The organism is Brucella sp. 22210 (assembly GCF_052045675.1).
Taxonomy (GTDB): Bacteria; Pseudomonadota; Alphaproteobacteria; order Rhizobiales; family Rhizobiaceae; genus Brucella.
This window is the reverse complement of sequence record NZ_JBQEPD010000002.1, coordinates 288,653-306,999: the sequence shown is the minus strand read 5'-3', so window position 1 is coordinate 306,999 and position 18,347 is coordinate 288,653. Positions and strand designations below refer to the sequence as shown.

Here is an 18,347-nt window from a genome sequence, read left to right as displayed (position 1 = left end):
TACGACCTTATTCCGCAGCGGTTTGCGGTGCTTTTTCCCATGCGTCCCACTTGCCGATGATGCTGTCCGCATAGGCCTTGCCGACCCGGTAAGCATTGGTCGTGGCCAGCGGGAAACCGCCCGACTTTGCGCCTAGGGAATCAATGGCGGTCTGGTCCTTGCCCTGCCGGTCGAAATTTGAAGAGGTGCGCAGGACGGCGATGCGGTTGAAATCCACCTTGCCCGCATCCGCAGCGCGCTTGAGTGCTGTCAGCGTGGCATTGTCTTCCATCTGCGAGGTGCAGTAATCGGCTTTGCCGTCGGTCAGAAGTTTGGCCCAATCGCTCATCGCTTCACCGAGCTTTGCACCATGCCAGTAGGTGTCACCGGACGCCGTATCGCAAATGGTGACTTTCGGCGCGCCGATGGCAGCTTCCTGCGTGTAGCGCTTGCGATATTCCTTCGCGTCGTCGCCATCGAGAAGGGCGACATCCTTCGTGGTGGCCAGCGCATAATCGGCCAGCTTGCCGTTCAGTTCAAAGACTTCCGTGCCCGCAGCCCATTTGGGTTTTTCGCCGGGCTTGGCCGCACCAAGACCGAAGAAATCCGTGCTCCAGCCTTCCGGCGCTTCACGGATATCGATGCGGTGGCTGAGATTGGCGTCGATGACATATTTTGCCCAATGGGCCGAACCGAGTGTGCCGTGCTGCGGATCGACGCCCGCAATGCCCGCAATCAGAAAATAGGTGTGGCTGAGGTCGAGCTTGTCGCTAAGCGCCACGGCCGCCGTGGAACTTGCAGCATTGGCAAAACCCATGGCGGTTGTCATATGGCAAAGGCCGGCTGCGGTGCAGTCGATCTCCGGATATTCAGGGCTCAAGCCAGGCAGCTTGATCTTCTGCGTGAAGTTTTCACCTTCCAGCCATGGCTTGGCTTCCTCACCAAACATGGTGATGACCATGACCTTGGGCGCCAGACGTTCGGCGCCCTTGGTGGCTTCCTGAGCAAAGGCCGGAGCTGCGGTCAGCAGCGAAAGGGTGGATGCCGCGAGAACGGCGGTACGGGCAGACAGTTTCATGGAATGAAGCGCGCCTTTCGAACCGGAAATGGGGGCGATGCGCGGCGGTCCGGTCAATCCGCGACGCATACTGCGGGCAATTCGAGTACTGATTCCGCCAAGACGCCTATGGTCTTGTTAGTTCACGCATTATCCGACGCAAAACCGCTTCGCACTTTTGCTGGAAATGCTTTTGAATCAGAATCACTTTCGCTTCTCATCTGGCGCAAAGCTTCCCCTGCCGTCATGGCGACCGAAACCGCAAGATTGAGGGAGCGGGTACCGGGAACCATCGGGATCAACAGACGCGCATCGGCGCTGTCGTGGATCGCATCCGGCACGCCGGAGGATTCGCGCCCGAAGAGGAGAATGTCATTCCCCTGAAAACGGTAGTCTGTATAGGGGATTGCAGCCTTGGTTGAGAGCAGTACGATGCGGCGTCCAGCTTGTTTGCGCCAGTTTTCGAAATGGTTCCAGTCGGCGTGTCGCGTCAGCGCGGCCTGTGCCAGATAATCCATGCCCGCACGCTTCAGGGAGCGATCGGAAATGTCGAAACCCGCAGGCTCGATCAGGTCTACGGCAAAGCCGAGACATGCGGCCATGCGCAGAATTGTTCCCGTGTTGCCGGGAATGTCGGGCTGGTAAAGGGCGACGCGCAGATCCATATGAAGCGGGTAACGCGAAATGGCTGTCGCCGCAAGGCTGCATATCGGGCGCGGTCCATGCGTCAACATCCTGATACGGATAGTCTTTACAGATCCCGTCGGATCGCAAAAATTTTCCTGTTTTGTTCCGGTCAAGTCTTGGCAATTGCACAAGGCCCGCCTAAAAGGAGCGCCATGTTTAAGTGGTTCGAACACCGACTCAATGCCTATCCCGAAGAGCCGCCGCAGGAACCTCCGCGCGGTCTGGTCGCGTTTTGCCTTTATTATACCCGCGGCGCCTGGCCGTGGATTATCGGCATGGCAATTTTCACCACCCTGATTGCAATCATCGAAGTGTCGCTGTTTGCCTTCATGGGCAATATTGTGGACTGGCTTTCCCACCAGTCGCGCGAGACCTTTCTGAGCAATGAAGGCTGGCGGCTGGCATTGATTGCCGGAGTCGTGCTGGTCGGCTTGCCGGGCGTGGTGCTGGTGCACTCGCTGGTGATCCATCAGACGCTGCTTGGCAATTATCCCATGCGCGTGCGCTGGCTGATGCATCGTTATCTGATCCGCCAGTCGATGGCGTTTTTTCAGGACGAGTTCGCCGGGCGCATTTCAACCAAGCTGATGCAGACCGCTCTTGCCGTGCGCGAAACGGTGATGAAGCTGCTCGACGTTCTGAACTATGTCATCGTCTATTTTGCGGGCACGCTGTTCATCGCGGCCTCCGCCGATCTGCGTTTGATGATCCCGTTCCTCGTCTGGCTCGTGGTCTATATGCTTCTGCTGCGCTTCTTCATTCCGCGTTTGCGGGTGATTTCGGAACAGCAGGCCGATGCGCGCTCGACCATGACGGGCCGCATCGTTGACAGCTATACCAATATAGCGACCGTCAAGCTGTTCTCGCATTCGAGCCGCGAGGAATCCTATGTGCGCGAAAGCCTCGATGGTTTCCTCGGCACGGTGCATCGCCAGATGCGTCTCGTGACCATGTTCCACTTCACACTCTATGTGTCGAACTGCCTGCTGCTGTTTGCTGTTGGTGTGATCGGTATCGGCCTCTGGATGCAGGAAGCCGTGACGGTGGGCGCGGTGGCGGTCGGCATCGGTCTTGTGCTGCGCCTCAACGGTATGTCGCAATGGATCATGTGGGAAATGTCGGCGCTGTTCGAGAATATCGGCACGGTGGAAGACGGTATCACCACGATTGCGCGCGCGCATGAAGTGGTGGACGTGCCCAATGCTCCGGCGCTGCATGTGACCAAGGGTGAACTGGATTTCGATCAGGTCGGCTTCCATTACGGCAAGGGCAAGGGCGTTCTGGAAAACTTGACGCTGAAGATTCCGCCGGGCCAGAAAGTTGGTCTTGTCGGTCGTTCCGGTGCCGGCAAGTCCACGCTGGTCAATCTGCTGCTGCGCTTCTACGATCTGGAGAAGGGTCGCATTCTGATCGACGGTCAGGACATTTCGAAAGTGTCGCAAGACTCGCTGCGCGCCAATATCGGCATGGTCACGCAGGACACGTCGCTTCTGCACCGCACCGTGCGCGAAAACATCATGTATGGCAGGCCCGATGCGACCGAGGAAATGTTGCAGCAGGCGATCCGTCTTGCGCAGGCAGACCAGTTTGTTCCGCTCCTCACCGATCCGAAGGGACGGCGCGGACTGGAAGCGCATGTTGGCGAGCGCGGCGTCAAGCTGTCCGGTGGTCAGCGCCAGCGTATCGCCATTGCGCGTGTGATGTTGAAAGATGCGCCGATCCTCATTCTCGACGAGGCAACATCCGCGCTCGATTCGGAAGTGGAAGCGGCCATTCAGGACAGCCTCAATACGCTGATGGAAGGCAAGACGGTCATTGCGATTGCACATCGTCTTTCCACCATTGCCGCGCTTGATCGCCTGATCGTCATGGACAAAGGGCGGATCGTCGAAGACGGCACGCATGAGGAACTTGTTGCGCTCGGCGGCATTTATGCAAGTCTATGGGCGCGTCAATCCGGCGGGTTCCTCGGCTTCGAAGACAATTCCGAGGATGCGCTGGTCAAGTAAGGAAAACGCTATTGATGAAAGCGGTCTACAGCCTGTTCGAACGTTGGGTTGATCCCTTCCGTGAACCGGACAATCTGAGACCGCCTTCAACCACAATGGCTTTCCTCTGGCACTATGCGCGCCAGGCCAAATGGCCGCTTGCCGCAGCGCTTGCGGCAGGCGGGCTTCTGCCGCTGGTAGAAGCTGCACTGTTCTATTTCACCGGGCGTCTGGTTGATATTCTGGATCAGGCTGGCAGAGGCACCATAGAGCGCAGCTGGTCTGCGCTCATCGAGGCTGCCGGGCCCGAGCTTCTTTTCATGGGCTTCACAGTTCTGGTGATCCGGCTGGTCGTCACCGCGGCAACGACCTTGCTGGAAGACCAGACCATGTCGCCCGGCTTCTATAACATGATCCGCTGGCAGGCGAATTCCTATGTGCTGCGCCAGTCCTATGCCTTTTTCCAGAATGATTTCGCGGGGCGTATCGCCACAAAGGTCTGGCAGGCCGGGCAGGCGGCGGGCGACCTGATCGAAAGTCTCATCCAGTCCGTCTGGTTCATGACGATCTACAGCGTCACCACGCTGTTTCTGGTCGGTCGGCTCGACTGGCGGCTGGCCGCAGCGGTCATCGTCTGGATTATCGCTTTCGGCTTCATCGCATGGCGCTTTCTGCCGCGAATCCGCAAGAATGCAGAAGCTTCTGCCGAAGCGGGTTCCATGATCAACGGGCGGATCGTCGACAGCTATTCCAACATTCAGACCATCAAGCTCAACACTGCGGATGATGACGAGCGCTATCTGCGTGATGGTTTCGAACGCTATCTCGCGGCGATCCTGCCTTTCATGCGGTCGTTGACCGGTGTGCGTGTGTCGCTGACTGCCTTGTCCGGCCTGATGATCGTGAGCGTTGCGGCGATTGCCATCGATCTGTGGACAAAGGATGCCATCACGGTCGGTCAGGTGTCTTTCACGCTTGGTCTGGTGCTGCGTCTCAACATGCTGCTCGGACGCCTGATGATGCAGCTCAACGGCATGTTGCGCCAACTGGGGTTGATCGAGAATTCGATGCGCCTCGTCTCCGCGCCGCTCGGCCTTGAAGACCGGCCGGGCGCAAAGCCTTTGGTGGTTAGCGATGCGCGCATCGATGTGCGCGACGTGACGTTCCACTACGGCAAGGGCGCGGGCGTTCTCCAGAACATCAATCTGACGGTACGGGGCGGCGAGCGCGTGGGGCTGGTCGGCCATTCCGGCGCGGGCAAGACCACGCTCGTCAACCTGATCCTGCGCCTCTACGATGTTGAAAAGGGCTCCATCGCGGTGGATGGGCAGGATATACGCGATGTCACGCAGACCTCACTCCGCCACGCCTTTGCGGTCGTCAGTCAGGAAACGGCACTTTTGCATCGCTCACTGCGCGATAATATCATGCTGACCCGTGACGATGCCACCGACGAGGAATTGCAGAAGGCCACCCGGCAGGCAGAGGCGGCTTCATCGCCAATCTTGAAGATTTTCAGGGTCGCAAGTCGTTCGATGCCTTTGTGGGCGAACGCGGCGTGAAACTGTCGGGCGGGCAGCGCCAGCGCATCGCCATTGCACGCGCCGTGCTGAAGGATGCGCCCATTCTGATTCTCGATGAGGCGACCTCTGCGCTCGATTCGGAAGTCGAAGCGTCGATACAGGAAAATCTGAAGCGACTCATGGAAGGCAAGACGGTGATTGCCATTGCGCATCGTCTGTCGACCATTGCCGCACTCGACCGTCTGGTGGTCATGGACCAGGGCCGGATCGTCGAAGAGGGCACGCATGAGGAACTTATCGCCAAAGGCGGTATCTATGCTGGCCTCTGGGCACGCCAGTCAGGCGGGTTTCTCGCAGAGAACGGCGAAAACTAAAAACTTCAGGTCATCTGGGCCGGTCTTTAGCCTTGGCCGCAGCTTTGCTGTGTATCCATCAAATTAATCAAGCAAATCCGCCTGCGACATCGTGCCGTCCTAAGGGCTTGGTGTCTGGACAAGCGTTTTTTACACGCATAAACCGGATAGTGAGATGGAGGGAATTTCGTCCTGCGAGCGCTTGCGGGATAACTTTTGCGCAGGTGCAAAAGCGGACGAGGGGAGAGTTCAATTGAACATGCAGATTAAAAGGGAGTTGGCACGTGAGCGCACACGACACGGCTGAGCCGACACGGCGTGATTTTCTCTATATTGCGACGGGAATGGCCGGTGTGGTCGGTGTTGGCGGACTGGCATGGCCGTTTATCGACCAGATGCGTCCAGACGCTTCGACACTCGCAGCCGCTTCCATCGAAGTCGACGTTTCTTCTCTCGCAGAAGGCGCGTCCCTGACCGTCAAATGGCGCGGCAAGCCGGTATTCATCCGCAACCGTTCCGCCAAGGAAGTGGAAGAAGGCAAGAGCGCGGCTCTCGGTGATCTCAAGGACCCGGTCGCCCGCAATGCCAACCTTCCATCCGACGCACAGGCGACCGACGTTGCCCGCTCGGCAGGTGAAGGCAAGGAAAACTGGCTCATCATGATTGGCGTTTGCACCCATCTGGGTTGCGTGCCGCTTGGTGAATCCGGCGCATTCGGCGGTTGGTTCTGCCCATGCCATGGCTCGACCTATGACACTGCGGGTCGTATCCGCAGCGGCCCGGCACCGGAAAACATGCACATTCCGCAATATGCGTTCACTTCCGATACGGTCATCAGGATCGGCTAAAACAGGTCTTGGGGAGAGAAGACATGAGTGGTGGACACTCCACATATACGCCGAAGACCGGCATCGAAAAATGGGTGGACGAACGGCTTCCCTTGCCGCGTCTGGTCTATGATTCCTTCGTGGCCTATCCAACGCCGCGTAACCTGAACTACATGTACACCTTCGGTGGCATTTTGAGCTTCATGCTCATCGCGCAGATTCTGACCGGCATCGTTCTGGCGATGCACTATGCTGCGGATACGGGCATTGCGTTCAATTCCGTCGAAAAGATCATGCGCGACGTCAACTCCGGCTGGCTTCTGCGCTACATGCACTCCAACGGTGCATCCTTCTTCTTCATCGCTGTTTACCTGCATATTGCACGCGGTCTCTACTACGGCTCCTACAAGGCGCCGCGCGAGCTTCTGTGGATCCTCGGTGTGGTGATCTTCCTTCTCATGATGGCGACCGCCTTCATGGGTTACGTGCTGCCGTGGGGCCAGATGTCCTTCTGGGGCGCAACGGTTATCACCGGCTTCTTCACGGCCTTCCCGGTCATAGGCGAGCCGATACAGCAGCTTCTTCTTGGCGGCTTTGCGGTGGACAATCCGACGCTGAACCGCTTCTTCTCGCTGCACTATCTGCTGCCGTTCATGATTGCGGGCGTTGTCGTCCTGCACGTCTGGGCGCTGCATGTCACCGGCCAGACCAATCCGACCGGCATTGAAGTGAAGTCGAAGACCGACACGGTTTCGTTCACGCCTTATGCGACCATCAAGGACGCTTTCGGCGCGCTCGTCTTCTTCGTGTTCTTCGCTTATTTCGTCTTCTACATGCCGAACTTCCTCGGCCACCCGGATAACTATATCCCAGCCGACTCGCTCAAGACGCCTGCTCACATCGTTCCTGAATGGTACTTCCTGCCGTTCTACGCGATGCTGCGCGCCATCACCTTCAACATCGGCCCGATCGACTCCAAGCTCGGCGGCGTTCTGACCATGTTCGGTTCGATCGCTATCCTCTTCGTGGTTCCGTGGCTCGATACGTCGAAGGTTCGTTCGGCTGTCTATCGCCCATGGTTCAAGCTGTTCTTCTGGCTCTTCGTGATCAACGCCATCTTCCTTGGATGGCTGGGTTCGCGTCCTGCCGAAGGCTCCTATGTCTTCATGGCGCAGCTCGGTACGCTTTACTATTTCGCTTTCTTCATCGTCATCATGCCGGTTCTCGGCCTGATCGAGACGCCGAAGCGTCTGCCCAACTCGATCACCGAGGCTGTGCTGGCAAAGAGCGAAGGCAAGGCCGAGATTGCCCCCGTGGAAATCAAGGGCTGAACCAGCGAGAGATATGAAGGACGTAACGATGAAAAACATCCTCAAGAGCTTCGCTGCCTTTGGTATCGCTCCGCTGGTCGCACTTGGTCTTTCCATGAGCGGTGCCTTCGCTGAGGAGGGCGGCAATGCGGCGGAACCGACGCATTTCCCGATCCACCATCCAAAGCAGGAAAAGTGGAGCTTTGCCGGCCCGTTCGGCACCTATGACAAGGGACAGCTGCAGCGCGGTCTGAAGGTCTATAAGGAAGTATGCTCGGCCTGCCATTCCATGAACCTGGTGGCCTTCCGTACGCTGGAAGACCTCGGCTATTCGCCGGAACAGGTGAAGGCGCTGGCTGCCGAATACGAAGTGCAGGACGGCCCGAATGGCGAAGGTGAAATGTTCACCCGCAAGGCGTTGCCGACCGACCATTTCCCGGCGCCATTCCCGAATGCGGCCGCTGCTGCGGCTGCAAACAATGGTGCGGCTCCGCCTGACTTTTCGCTGATCGCCAAGGCGCGCGCAGTGGAACGCGGCTTCCCGCAGTTCATCTTCGACATCTTCACGCAATATGCCGAAGGTGGTCCGGACTACATCCATTCACTGTTGACCGGCTTCGATGAGCAGCCGCCAGCGGGCATGCAGATTGCCGAAGGTACGCACTATAATCCGTACTTCATCTCGGCAAAGGCGCTTGCCATGGCCAAGCCGCTCAATGACGGTCAGGTGACCTATGATGACGGCTCGCCGCAGACGGTGGACCAGTATGCGCGTGACGTTTCGGCTTTCCTGATGTGGGCAGCAGAACCGCATCTGGAACAGCGCAAGCGCACTGGCTTCCGGGTGATTGTGTTCCTGATTCTCTTTGCGGGTCTGGCCTATATCGCCAAGCGGTCGATCTGGTCTGATGTGAAGCACTGAGCAATCAGCTGATCTTTGAATAGAGGGCGCCCGAAAAGGCGCCCTTTTTGTTTGTGGGGTGCTGATTTACAGTCAATAGCGGTCTGACCCGCCGCCAGAGCTGCCGTTTTGCTCGCGCATGCGCGAATAAGCTTGGCGTGGCTGCGATATCGTGATTGAAAAGAGCGTAACAGCCAGAGGCGTCTTGATCGCCTTGCCGGGCGCGTTGACGAGGAAGGGATGCAGGTCACGGGACCGCTCTCCAGTCGAGGTGTTCCGTCGTTGCTGAAAGTTCAAATTGAAAGGACCGACAATGGAATCCGGGCTCAAAGCCACCTTGAAGGATGCCATCAGAACCATTCCGGACTATCCCAAACCCGGCGTGCAGTTCCGCGACGTAACGACCCTCATGGGCGACGCGCAGGCATTCCGCCGCTCGGTCGACGAACTGGTCTATCCTTTTGCTGGTAACAAGGTGGATAAGGTTGCAGGCATTGAAGCCCGCGGCTTCATTCTTGGCGGCGCCATTGCGCACCAGATCTCCGCTGGTTTCGTGCCGATCCGCAAAAAGGGCAAGCTGCCGCGCGATACGGTGCGTATTGCCTACAGCCTTGAATATGGCATCGACGAAATGGAGATGCATCGCGACGCAATCGAGAAGGGCGAGCGCATCATCCTCGTCGACGATCTGATCGCCACCGGCGGTACGGCGGAAGCCGCTGCCAAGCTGTTGTTGCAGATGGGGGCGAACATCGTCGCCGCCTGCTTCATCATCGATCTGCCAGATCTCGGCGGACGCAAGAAGCTGGAAGCGCTCGGCGTGCCCGTGCGCACGCTGGTTTCATTCGAAGGCGACTGAGGGCGAAGTTTTACAAAGGATGTTGCGATGACTTTGACGATCGGGTTTCTGATATTTCCATCCATTCAGCAACTCGATCTGACAGGGCCGCACGACATTTTCTCGTCGGCGGAAGGAACGGATGTTCACCTGATCTGGAAAGATCGCAATCCGGTTATTTCCTCTTCGGGACTTACCTTTGTCCCCACGGCTACATTCGATGATTGCCCGCCGCTGGATGTCATCTGCATTCCGGGCGGAGGTGGTGTAAATCCACTATTGACGGATACGGTCGTGCTGGATTTTGTGCGCGAGCAGGCGCGCAATGCACGCTATGTCACCTCCGTGTGCACGGGTGCCTTGGTTCTTGGCGCTGCAGGACTCCTGACGGGGAAAAGAGCGACGACTCACTGGAATGCGATGGATTTTCTGGAGCATTTCGGTGCGATACCGACCAAAGGACGCGTCGTGCAGGACGGCAATATCATCACGGCAGGTGGCGTCACGTCGGGGATCGACTTTGGACTGTCTATTCTCGAAGAGCTATTCGGGCGGGCGGAAGCGGAAACTGTGCAACTGACACTGGAATACGCACCTGCACCTCCATTTCATTCCGGAACGCCCGATCAGGCGCGACCTGAAATTCTGGCGCTTGGACGCGAACGCCTCGCCGCATCCAGAGCGGCGAGGGAGGCGATTTTCGCCAAATGGCCAAAGCAATGATTGGCCTTACTGGCTTATGGCAGCTTGACCATAGCCGCGTTTTCGAAGGACAGCACTTCCTCGCCATTCTGGTTGAAGGCGCGGCTGCTCATCGCCAGCATCGACCAGCCCGGGCGGGAAGCGAGCGGGCGCAGCGCATGGACGGTGCGCTTATAGGTGATGGTATCTCCGGCATAGACAGGCTTTGACCATTTCAGGTTTTCAAAGCCGGGCGAGGGGCCGAAAGTCGGCGGCGTCTCGCCGCGCTTCAACGCGTCCTTGGTTGCCTGCACGATGGAGGCGACATTCAGCTTCATGAATACCGCTGTCGTGTGCCAGCCAGAGGCGCACAGGCCGCCGAACAGGCTGTTCTTTGCAGCTTCAGCATCGAGATGAAACGGTTGCGGATCATACTTTGTGGCAAAGTCGATGATCTCTTCGGCGGTGAAAGTGTAGCTGCCGATGTCCAGTTCCCGACCGAGATTGTCTTCAAGATAGCTCATCATGCACCCGCCTTGGCTTCGGCTTCGTGTGCCGCGTCGTAGTCACGGCGTCCCATCATGCAAGGATGCTGCATTTCGCACACGGTTTCGCCGCGTTGATTGACCAGCGCGTGATGCAGGGTGACGAAACCGATTTCGGGGCGGCTCTTGGAAAGGCGGCGGTCGATAACCGTGGAAACACCGCTCAGCGTGTCACCAGCGAGAACCGGGCGCTTCCAGCGGGTGAATTCAACGCCGGGGCCGCCTTGCGACGTGGAGTTGGTGAGAAAGGCGTCGCAGACGAGGCGCATGATCAGCGATACGGTCTGCCAGCCTGAGGCGGCAAGACCGCCAAGCACGCTGGCTTTGCCTGCTTCCTCATCAAGGTGGAAGGGCTGCGGATCGAATGCGCTTGCGAATTCGATGATCTCTTCCTTGTTGATCGTGCGCGGACCGAAAGGGATTTTCAGTCCCGGCACCATATCCTCATAGGCGTATTTCAGCTGGGGCTTGCTCACCCTCGATCTCCTCCAAACCGGTTTCCGGAAATGCTCTAAATATGCAAAGGCCGCCGGGATGCGGCGGCCTGATCGTATCAGGTGTTGAAGCGGAACAGCATCACATCGCCGTCATGGACGATGTATTCCTTGCCTTCGTCTCTGGCCTTGCCCGCTTCCTTGGCGCCGACTTCGCCGTTGTATTTGACGTAGTCTTCATAGGCGATGGTCTGGGCTCGAATGAAACCGCGCTCGAAATCGGTGTGGATCACACCGGCAGCGCCGGGAGCCTTGGTGCCGCGACGGATGGTCCAGGCACGGGTTTCCTTCGGTCCGGCGGTGAAATAGGTGATGAGGTCGAGCAGTTTGTAACCGGCACGGATCAGGCGGTCGAGGCCCGGTTCCTCAAGGTCCATGCTCTTCAGATATTCCCTGGCTTCCTCATCTGGCAGCTGGGCAACTTCTGCTTCGATGGCAGCGGAGATGATGACCGTCTGCGCACCCTGTTCCTCGGCCATCTTTTCGACAGCAGCGCTATACGCGTTGCCCTTGGCAGCATCACCTTCGGCGACATTGCAGACATAGAGCACAGGCTTGGAAGTGAGAAGGTTCAGACCCTTCAGCGTCAGCAGATCTTCTGCTGCGATATCCTTCAGCATCAGGCGAACCGGCTGACCATTCTGGAGCAGTTCAAGCGCTGCTTCCATCACCGGCAGAATGGTGAGGGCTTCCTTGTCCTTGCCGGTGGCGCGCTTGCGGATCTGCACGATGCGGCGCTCGATGCTTTCGAGGTCCGACAGCATCAGTTCGGTTTCAACCGTCTGCGCGTCCGATACGGGATCGATACGACCTTCGACATGGGTGATGTCGTCATCTTCAAAGCAGCGCAGCACATGCACGATGGCATCGACTTCGCGGATATTGGCGAGGAACTGGTTGCCGAGACCTTCGCCCTTCGAGGCTCCGCGGACGAGGCCCGCAATGTCAACGAAGTTGATGCGGGTCGGGATGATTTCCTTTGACCCGGCGATCCTGGCAAGTTCGTTCTGGCGCGGATCCGGAACTGCCACTTCGCCGGTGTTCGGCTCGATGGTGCAGAACGGATAGTTTGCGGCCTGTGCGGCGGCCGTTTTGGTCAGCGCGTTGAAAAGCGTCGACTTGCCAACATTTGGCAGACCGACGATGCCGCATTTGAAACCCATGATCGTACCTGTCAGACTAGAATAGAATTACCGTCGCTATGCGACATTGAGGTGTGAAGCGTCAAGAGGCGGAGGCGTCGCGCCCTTGGGAACGGCTTATTTTTACGCATTCTCCCACGCAAAACCGCTTCGCGCTTTTACTGGAAATGCTTCAGTCCTTCTTGCCCAGCAGCTTTTTCAGCATTTCAGCCATAGGGCCGCTTTCAGGAATGGCCGGTTTCTTCTGGTTCTGCCGCGCCTGACGGATATGGCTCTGCGCCTTTGGCGGAGCCTTGTCCGACTGCGCGGGATCGGCCTTGAAACCGCTTGGCCGCTGATTGCCGTCGCCCATGGCAAGCGCAATGCGGTTCATGAAGCTGTTGTCGTCACCCGGCTTGGCAAGCAGGCCCACATTGTCGGCGACAGCGCCCAGAAGCGTGTCCAGCCATTCATTGTCGGCCTTGGCAAAATCGCCGAGGACATAATTATGCACGAGTTCCTTCGCGCCCGGATGGCCGATGCCAAGCCGCATGCGGCGATAATTCTGGCCGCCGGGGAAGGACTGCACATGCGCGTCGATGGATTTGATGCCGTTATGGCCGCCGGAGCCGCCGCCGGTCTTGATGCGCAGCTTGCCCGGAATAAGGTCGAGTTCGTCATAGATGACGACGAGGTCGGCAGAGGTGAGCTTGTAAAAGCGCATGGCCTCGCCGATGGACTGGCCCGAGAGGTTCATGAAAGTCTGCGGCTTGATCAGCAGCACTTTTTCGCCGTCGATCACGCCATCGGCGATCTCGGCCTGAAACTTCTTCTGCCAGTTGGAAAAGCGATGGCGGCGGAATATTTCATCCGCCGCCATGAAACCGATATTATGCCGGTTATGCGCATATTTGGGGCCCGGATTGCCAAGACCTGCGATGAGCAGCATGGTTCAGAGCCCCTAAAATGCGGAAAGCGATTATTCGCCGTCCTTGGCTTCTTCTTCAGCGCCTTCAGCAGCAGCTTCGTCCGACTTCAGGCCGGCAGGAGCAGCAATGGTGGCGATGGTGAAGTCGCGATCGTGGATCGCAGGCGTCACGCCCTTCGGCAGCTTGATTGCCGAAATGTGGACGGAGTCACCGATTTCAAGGCCGGTCAGGTCGAATTCGAGCGCTTCCGGAATTGCATTGGCCGGAACGATCAGTTCAACGTCGTGACGAACGATGTTGAGAACGCCGCCGCGCTTGATGCCCGGTGCAGCTTCTTCGTTCTTGAAGTGAACAGGAACGTTCACGTGAACGACCGACTTTGCGGAAACGCGCAGGAAGTCGACATGCTGCGGGAAGTCGCGGACTGGGTCCATCTGGTAGTCCTTCGGGAGGACCTGAATCTTCTTGCCGTCTACTTCGACCGTGGCAACCGTGGTCTTAAAACCACCGCCATGAATCTTGTAGTAGATCTCCTTGTAGGAGACGGCGATTGCGAGGGGCTCCTGCTTGTCGCCATAGATGACTGCAGGAATCTGGCCGTTGCGACGCAGTTCGCGGGAGGACCCCTTACCAACCCGGGTACGCAGATCGGCCTTGAGCACGTATGATTCGCTCATGGCATTTCCTTTCAAAGTTATTGGAGTGTCGCTCGTTGTAATTTTTGCGCCTGATCTTGACCGAAAACCGGTTTCCACTTTTCGGGATCATGCTTCAACAAACGACATGAAACAGCCCGTATCGTCTGTCACAAGGTGAAAGACCGGACCGCTCCATTCCGCGTTGCCTCCAAGGGTGTCTACGCGGATGGCGGTGGCTATAGACCATAGCGTGCAGCAGCGCAAGTTTTTTGGCCTGCCAGCGATTGCCGCGCCCGGCATCTGTGGGCATTTCTCATAACCGGTGGCATTGGCTGCGTCAAAGATGTTAAGCGAATGCCTGATCGACCGCTGGCCTGGCCGTGCGAGTCGTCTGTTCCTGTCATTTTCAATCAAGGAGGCGAGATGCAGGTCGGTATCGACATGGGTGCTGTTGCTGGAAGCGGTTCTGCCTCGGCAGCGGCGCTTGGCGGTGGCAAGCAGGCCATGCTTGATCTTGAGGAGCTTCTCGCCACGCGCCTGCTCGTTCAGGGCAATTCCGGCTCCGGCAAGTCGCATCTTTTGCGTCGCCTGCTCGAGCAGAGCGCGCAATGGGTGCAGCAATGCATTGTCGACCCGGAAGGGGACTTTGTCACGCTGGCCGATCTTTACGGCCATGTCGTCGTGGATGCTGCCCGCACCGAAGCCGAATTGACCCGTATTGCCGGACGTATCCGCCAGCACCGTGTTTCGGTGGTGCTCAATCTGGAAGGTCTCGATGTCGAGCAGCAAATGCGCTCGGCAGCGGCTTTCCTTGGCGGTCTTTTCGATGCCGAACGCGATTACTGGTATCCGATGCTCGTGGTGGTGGACGAAGCACAGCTTTTTGCGCCTGCCGCCGCTGGTGAAGTGTCCGACGAAGCGCGCAAGCTATCGCTCGGCGCGATGACGAACCTCATGTGTCGGGGGCGCAAGCGCGGACTGGCTGGTGTCATTGCCACGCAGCGTCTGGCCAAGCTTGCCAAGAACGTGGCTGCTGAAGCCTCCAATTTTCTCATGGGCCGCACCTTCCTCGATATCGACATGGCCCGCGCCGCCGATCTGCTCGGCATGGAGCGCAAGCAGGCGGAAATGTTCCGCGATCTGGAGCGCGGACATTTTGTGGCGCTTGGACCGGCACTCTCGCGACGCCCGCTGCCGATCCGCATCGGCAAGGTGCAAACCTCCGCGCGTTCGTCATCGCCGAAGCTCATGCCGCTGCCCGATGCGCCGGAAGATGCGCTCGATCTGATCTTTACGCCTGCGCCGCAGGAAATCCGCGCCGTCGTGCGCCGCACGCCACCACCACCGCCGCCGCCATCCACGGCGGAAATTCTGGCGCAAGTGGCCAAGCCGAAGCCGGAAGCAGAGCCGGTCGAAGCGCCGCTCTTTCCGGGTATCGTTGAAGCGGAACGCGACGAGCTACTCGATAAGGTCATGCGCGAGATTGTGGATGATCCGGAGGCCTCGTTCCGGTCTGTGGCCGTTCTCTATCAGGACTTTCTGGTGCGCTGCCGCATTCATCGGGTTCCGGGCGAACCGCTGGCCTTGCCGGCCTTCCGCCGCAGGCTTGCGGTGGCGCAGGCCAGTATTGAAAGCGATGTGGCCAGCGGCGAAACGTGGCAGCAGGCGCTGTCACTGTCGGAAAGCCTCACCGACGATGTGCAGGGCGTGTTCCTGATCGTCGCGCAGGCGGCGGTGACCGGTGCGCCTTGCCCGTCCGATGCGGCGCTGGCCCGCGCCTATGGTACGCATTCGTTCAGCCGCGCCCGGCGTCTGCTGACGTACTTCGAGGAGCGCGGGCTTCTCGTTGTCCGCAATGATTTCAAGGGAATGCGCATTGTCAATTTCCCTGATCTTGCTTGCGAAACGGCACCGGGTGATCCCAACGCTCCGGACGATCTGGCGGAAGAGGGCGCAGCCGCCGAGTAGGGCCAAGTTGCTGCCTGTGAAAACTGTCATGAACCTGTAATGATCCTCGCCGACAGCTTGCGAAACGGATCATTCAGGGCAGCAGCGTGACAGAGCCAGTAAAGCAGCCAGGTTTCAAAGAACTCTTCACGACTTTCGGCAAAGTGGGTCTGCTGTCTTTCGGTGGCCCCGCCGCCCAGATCGCCATGCTGCAACGCATCATCGTGGATGAGAAAAAATGGATGGATCAGGAACGGCTGATCCATGCGCTGAACTTCTGCATGTTGTTGCCCGGGCCGGAAGCCATGCAGCTTGCGACCTATTCGGGCTGGGTCGTCAAAGGCTGGCGCGGCGGCCTGCTGGCGGGGCTTCTGTTCGTGCTGCCCGGCGCTATCGTGATGCTTGCGCTCTCCGCGCTTTATATTGCCTTCGGGCATGTGGAGATGGTGGCAGGCTTGCTGTTCGGCCTCAAGGCAGCGGTGCTGGCTGTGGTGTTCGAAGCGCTTTACCGCATGGCGAAACGCACGCTTGCTTCCGGTTTTTCCTATGCAGTGGCGATTGCGGCGTTTATTGCCATAGCGCTTTTGAAACTGCCGTTTCCGTTCGTCGTTCTGCTGGCGGCGATGGCAGGCGGCTTGCGCCATATCCTTCAGGGCAGCGGGGCGGGCGCTGGTTTGGGCGAGGCGACGCCCGGCGCATTGCGCGAGTTCACGCAGCAAACGCTGGTCTGGGGCGGGCTTTGGCTCGCACCGCTCGTTCTTCTCTATGTGGCTTTCGGCGGCGCTCATGTCTTCGTGCAGGAAGCGGCGTTCTTTTCAAAGCTCGCTGCGGTGACTTTCGGCGGTGCCTATGCCGCGCTGTCCTATACGGCGCAACAGGCGGTCGAGCATTTCGGCTGGATGAAGCCCGGCGAAATGCTGACCGGGCTGGGGCTGGCCGAAACCACGCCGGGACCGCTGATCCTCGTGCTGGTTTTCGTTGGCTTTGTGGGGGCCGCAAACCTGTCGGGCCTGCCGCCAATTCTGGGCGGCCTTGTCGGCGGCATCATTGCGCTGTGGTTTACCTTCGTGCCGTGTTTTCTATGGATTTTGGCGGGCGCGCCCTTCGTGGAGCGGCTGCGCCAGGTGCGCTGGCTTTCTGCCATGCTGAGCGGCATCACGGCGGCGGTCGTGGGCGTGATCGCCAATCTGGCGCTGTGGTTCTCGCTGCATGTGCTGTTTGCACAGGTGCTGGATAAGGCAGTCGGGCCGTTCAGCGTGCCCTTGCCGGTCTGGAGCACAATAGACAATGCCGCCGTCCTGATCGCAGGCGCGGCGGCATTGTTGCTTGTCGTCCTGAGGCTCAACATGCCGCTGGTGCTGTTGCTTGCGGCATGCCTCGGAATTGTGATCCGCTTGATATTTTAGTCGAACAGGCTCGAAACGGATTCTTCCGCTGCCGTACGCGCAATGGCTTCGCCGATCAGATCGGAGATAGAGAGCACGCGGATATTCGGTGCATCGTTGATCGCGGTGGTCGGCTGGATGGAATCGGTGATCACCAGTTCCTTCAGCTTCGAAGAGGCGATACGGGCAACGGCGCCGCCGGACAGAACACCATGCGTGATGTAAGCGGTGACGCTGTTCGCGCCCTTGGCCAGGAGGGCCTCGGCTGCGTTGCAGAGCGTGCCGCCGGAATCAACGATATCGTCGAACAGCAGACAATCTTTGCCAGCCACTTCACCGATGACGTTCATGACTTCCGATTCACCCGGACGTTCGCGGCGCTTGTCGACGATGGCGAGCTGCGCGTCGATGCGCTTGGCCAGCGAGCGGGCACGAACCACGCCGCCGACGTCCGGCGATACAACCATGCAGTTGCCGGTTGCGTAATTGGCCTTCACGTCACGCGCGATAACCGGAACGGCATAGAGATTGTCGGTCGGGATATCGAAGAAGCCCTGAATCTGACCGGCATGAAGATCAAGGGTCAGAACGCGGTTTGCACCGGCTTCGGTGATGAGATTGGCAACCAGCTTTGCCGAGATCGGCGTGCGCGGGCCGGGCTTGCGGTCCTGACGGGCATAACCGAAATAAGGCAGGACGGCGGTGATGCGGCGCGCCGACGAACGGCGGAAGGCATCGATCATGATGAGCAGTTCCATCAGGTGATCGTTTGCCGGATAGGAAGTCGATTGCAGAACGAACACGTCTTCGCCGCGCACGTTTTCCTGGATCTCTACGAAAATCTCCTGATCGGCGAAGCGGCGAACGCTAGCCTTGCCGAGCGGGATGTTGAGATATTTAGCAACGGATTCGGCAAGTGCCCGGTTGGAGTTGCCTGCGAAAAGTTTCATTCTTTTTGCCTCTGAGCCGATGCGATAGGTTTGCGGTTTCGTTCTGTCGCAAAAAGTCCGTATAACGGACGTAATCTTGTTTCGCGCATGGACCGCAACGATGCGGGGCCCAGCAACGTCATCCTTTAAAAACTTTAAAGCCGCGTACTTTTGGCCGGTCAGGTTAAGTACAGCAGCTTACAAGGTTTTCTCGA

17 protein-coding genes and 1 pseudogene are annotated in these 18,347 nt (G+C 58.5%); 9 read left to right on the top strand and 9 right to left on the bottom strand.

Going from position 1 to position 18,347, the window contains the following annotated elements; all coding sequences use genetic code 11:
- Nucleotides 1-7: 7 nt before the first annotated feature.
- Both ACTJKP_RS04365 and ACTJKP_RS04360 read right to left on the bottom strand, forming a co-directional pair.
- Complete coding sequence (locus ACTJKP_RS04365) at nt 8-1,057, bottom strand: purine-nucleoside phosphorylase (RefSeq protein ID WP_440629801.1); 1,050 nt, start codon at nt 1,055-1,057, stop codon at nt 8-10.
- A 122-nt stretch (nt 1,058-1,179) separates the two neighbouring features.
- Nucleotides 1,180-1,701 (bottom strand): tRNA (cytidine(34)-2'-O)-methyltransferase, encoded by a 522-nt coding sequence (locus ACTJKP_RS04360; RefSeq protein WP_440629882.1) that lies wholly within the window; start codon nt 1,699-1,701, stop codon nt 1,180-1,182.
- Nucleotides 1,702-1,875: 174 nt separating this feature from the next.
- On the opposite strand from ACTJKP_RS04360, the gene ACTJKP_RS04355 reads away from it, so the two are divergent.
- From ACTJKP_RS04355 to ACTJKP_RS04335, 5 genes and pseudogenes are all read left to right on the top strand, one after another.
- Nucleotides 1,876-3,732 carry an ABC transporter ATP-binding protein gene (locus ACTJKP_RS04355; protein WP_078338757.1) on the top strand — a complete coding sequence of 619 codons (1,857 nt, stop codon included), beginning with the start codon at nt 1,876-1,878 and terminating at the stop codon, nt 3,730-3,732.
- A 14-nt stretch (nt 3,733-3,746) separates the two neighbouring features.
- Nucleotides 3,747-5,608 (top strand): annotated as a pseudogene (locus ACTJKP_RS04350) (ABC transporter ATP-binding protein).
- A gap of 263 nt (nt 5,609-5,871) precedes the next feature.
- Nucleotides 5,872-6,435, top strand: a complete 564-nt coding sequence (gene petA, locus ACTJKP_RS04345) for a ubiquinol-cytochrome c reductase iron-sulfur subunit (RefSeq protein WP_078338755.1) — start codon at nt 5,872-5,874, stop codon at nt 6,433-6,435.
- 23 nt (nt 6,436-6,458) lie between these two features.
- Nucleotides 6,459-7,745, top strand: coding sequence for a cytochrome b (locus tag ACTJKP_RS04340; protein ID WP_078338754.1), 1,287 nt, complete (start codon nt 6,459-6,461; stop codon nt 7,743-7,745).
- Between the two features lie 28 nt (nt 7,746-7,773).
- Nucleotides 7,774-8,646 (top strand): cytochrome c1, encoded by an 873-nt coding sequence (locus ACTJKP_RS04335; RefSeq protein WP_176168315.1) that lies wholly within the window; start codon nt 7,774-7,776, stop codon nt 8,644-8,646.
- A gap of 72 nt (nt 8,647-8,718) precedes the next feature.
- Here the strand turns inward: ACTJKP_RS04335 and ACTJKP_RS04330 are convergent, their stop codons facing one another.
- Nucleotides 8,719-8,976, bottom strand: a complete 258-nt coding sequence (locus ACTJKP_RS04330; protein ID WP_440629887.1) for a hypothetical protein — start codon at nt 8,974-8,976, stop codon at nt 8,719-8,721.
- Between ACTJKP_RS04330 and ACTJKP_RS04325 the strand changes: the two genes are divergently transcribed.
- Nucleotides 8,939-9,484: an adenine phosphoribosyltransferase gene (locus ACTJKP_RS04325; RefSeq protein ID WP_078338752.1), complete on the top strand. Its 546-nt coding sequence runs from the start codon at nt 8,939-8,941 to the stop codon at nt 9,482-9,484. The two genes, ACTJKP_RS04330 and ACTJKP_RS04325, sit on opposite strands and share 38 nt — an antisense overlap.
- 27 nt (nt 9,485-9,511) lie before the next feature.
- Entirely contained in the window at nt 9,512-10,186 is a 675-nt protein-coding gene (locus ACTJKP_RS04320; RefSeq protein WP_440629800.1) for a DJ-1/PfpI family protein, read from the top strand.
- Between the two features lie 14 nt (nt 10,187-10,200).
- Here the strand turns inward: ACTJKP_RS04320 and ACTJKP_RS04315 are convergent, their stop codons facing one another.
- From ACTJKP_RS04315 to ACTJKP_RS04295, 5 genes are all read right to left on the bottom strand, one after another.
- Entirely contained in the window at nt 10,201-10,668 is a 468-nt protein-coding gene (locus tag ACTJKP_RS04315; RefSeq protein WP_078338750.1) for a MaoC family dehydratase, read from the bottom strand.
- Entirely contained in the window at nt 10,668-11,165 is a 498-nt protein-coding gene (locus tag ACTJKP_RS04310) for a MaoC family dehydratase (protein ID WP_440629799.1), read from the bottom strand. The genes ACTJKP_RS04315 and ACTJKP_RS04310 overlap by 1 nt, the downstream gene beginning before the upstream one ends.
- 77 nt (nt 11,166-11,242) lie before the next feature.
- Entirely contained in the window at nt 11,243-12,346 is a 1,104-nt protein-coding gene (gene ychF, locus ACTJKP_RS04305; RefSeq protein ID WP_440629798.1) for a redox-regulated ATPase YchF, read from the bottom strand.
- A gap of 151 nt (nt 12,347-12,497) precedes the next feature.
- The gene (pth, locus tag ACTJKP_RS04300; protein ID WP_440629797.1) at nt 12,498-13,253 is read right to left on the bottom strand and encodes an aminoacyl-tRNA hydrolase; all 756 of its coding nucleotides are present in this window, start codon (nt 13,251-13,253) and stop codon (nt 12,498-12,500) included.
- A gap of 30 nt (nt 13,254-13,283) precedes the next feature.
- Nucleotides 13,284-13,910: a 50S ribosomal protein L25/general stress protein Ctc gene (locus ACTJKP_RS04295; RefSeq protein ID WP_440629796.1), complete on the bottom strand. Its 627-nt coding sequence runs from the start codon at nt 13,908-13,910 to the stop codon at nt 13,284-13,286.
- A 384-nt stretch (nt 13,911-14,294) separates the two neighbouring features.
- Between ACTJKP_RS04295 and ACTJKP_RS04290 the strand changes: the two genes are divergently transcribed.
- Together ACTJKP_RS04290 and chrA are read left to right on the top strand one after the other, a co-directional pair.
- Nucleotides 14,295-15,839: a helicase HerA domain-containing protein gene (locus ACTJKP_RS04290; protein WP_440629795.1), complete on the top strand. Its 1,545-nt coding sequence runs from the start codon at nt 14,295-14,297 to the stop codon at nt 15,837-15,839.
- An 86-nt stretch (nt 15,840-15,925) separates the two neighbouring features.
- The gene (chrA, locus tag ACTJKP_RS04285; RefSeq protein ID WP_440629794.1) at nt 15,926-17,224 is read left to right on the top strand and encodes a chromate efflux transporter; all 1,299 of its coding nucleotides are present in this window, start codon (nt 15,926-15,928) and stop codon (nt 17,222-17,224) included.
- On the opposite strand, the gene ACTJKP_RS04280 is transcribed toward chrA, so the two are convergent.
- Nucleotides 17,221-18,153, bottom strand: coding sequence for a ribose-phosphate pyrophosphokinase (locus tag ACTJKP_RS04280; protein WP_078338743.1), 933 nt, complete (start codon nt 18,151-18,153; stop codon nt 17,221-17,223). The two genes, chrA and ACTJKP_RS04280, sit on opposite strands and share 4 nt — an antisense overlap.
- Nucleotides 18,154-18,347: the final 194 nt, after the last annotated feature.

Coding starts and splice junctions, on each gene's coding strand:
- ACTJKP_RS04365 (WP_440629801.1), bottom strand. CDS start 1,057: ATGAAACTGTCTGCCCGTACCGCCGTTCTCGCGGCATCCACCCTTTCG.
- ACTJKP_RS04360 (WP_440629882.1), bottom strand. CDS start 1,701: ATGGATCTGCGCGTCGCCCTTTACCAGCCCGACATTCCCGGCAACACG.
- ACTJKP_RS04355 (WP_078338757.1), top strand. CDS start 1,876: ATGTTTAAGTGGTTCGAACACCGACTCAATGCCTATCCCGAAGAGCCG.
- ACTJKP_RS04340 (WP_078338754.1), top strand. CDS start 6,459: ATGAGTGGTGGACACTCCACATATACGCCGAAGACCGGCATCGAAAAA.
- ACTJKP_RS04335 (WP_176168315.1), top strand. CDS start 7,774: ATGAAAAACATCCTCAAGAGCTTCGCTGCCTTTGGTATCGCTCCGCTG.
- ACTJKP_RS04325 (WP_078338752.1), top strand. CDS start 8,939: ATGGAATCCGGGCTCAAAGCCACCTTGAAGGATGCCATCAGAACCATT.
- ACTJKP_RS04330 (WP_440629887.1), bottom strand. CDS start 8,976: ATGGCATCCTTCAAGGTGGCTTTGAGCCCGGATTCCATTGTCGGTCCT.
- ACTJKP_RS04320 (WP_440629800.1), top strand. CDS start 9,512: ATGACTTTGACGATCGGGTTTCTGATATTTCCATCCATTCAGCAACTC.
- ACTJKP_RS04315 (WP_078338750.1), bottom strand. CDS start 10,668: ATGAGCTATCTTGAAGACAATCTCGGTCGGGAACTGGACATCGGCAGC.
- ychF (WP_440629798.1), bottom strand. CDS start 12,346: ATGGGTTTCAAATGCGGCATCGTCGGTCTGCCAAATGTTGGCAAGTCG.
- pth (WP_440629797.1), bottom strand. CDS start 13,253: ATGCTGCTCATCGCAGGTCTTGGCAATCCGGGCCCCAAATATGCGCAT.
- ACTJKP_RS04295 (WP_440629796.1), bottom strand. CDS start 13,910: ATGAGCGAATCATACGTGCTCAAGGCCGATCTGCGTACCCGGGTTGGT.
- ACTJKP_RS04290 (WP_440629795.1), top strand. CDS start 14,295: ATGCAGGTCGGTATCGACATGGGTGCTGTTGCTGGAAGCGGTTCTGCC.
- ACTJKP_RS04280 (WP_078338743.1), bottom strand. CDS start 18,153: ATGAAACTTTTCGCAGGCAACTCCAACCGGGCACTTGCCGAATCCGTT.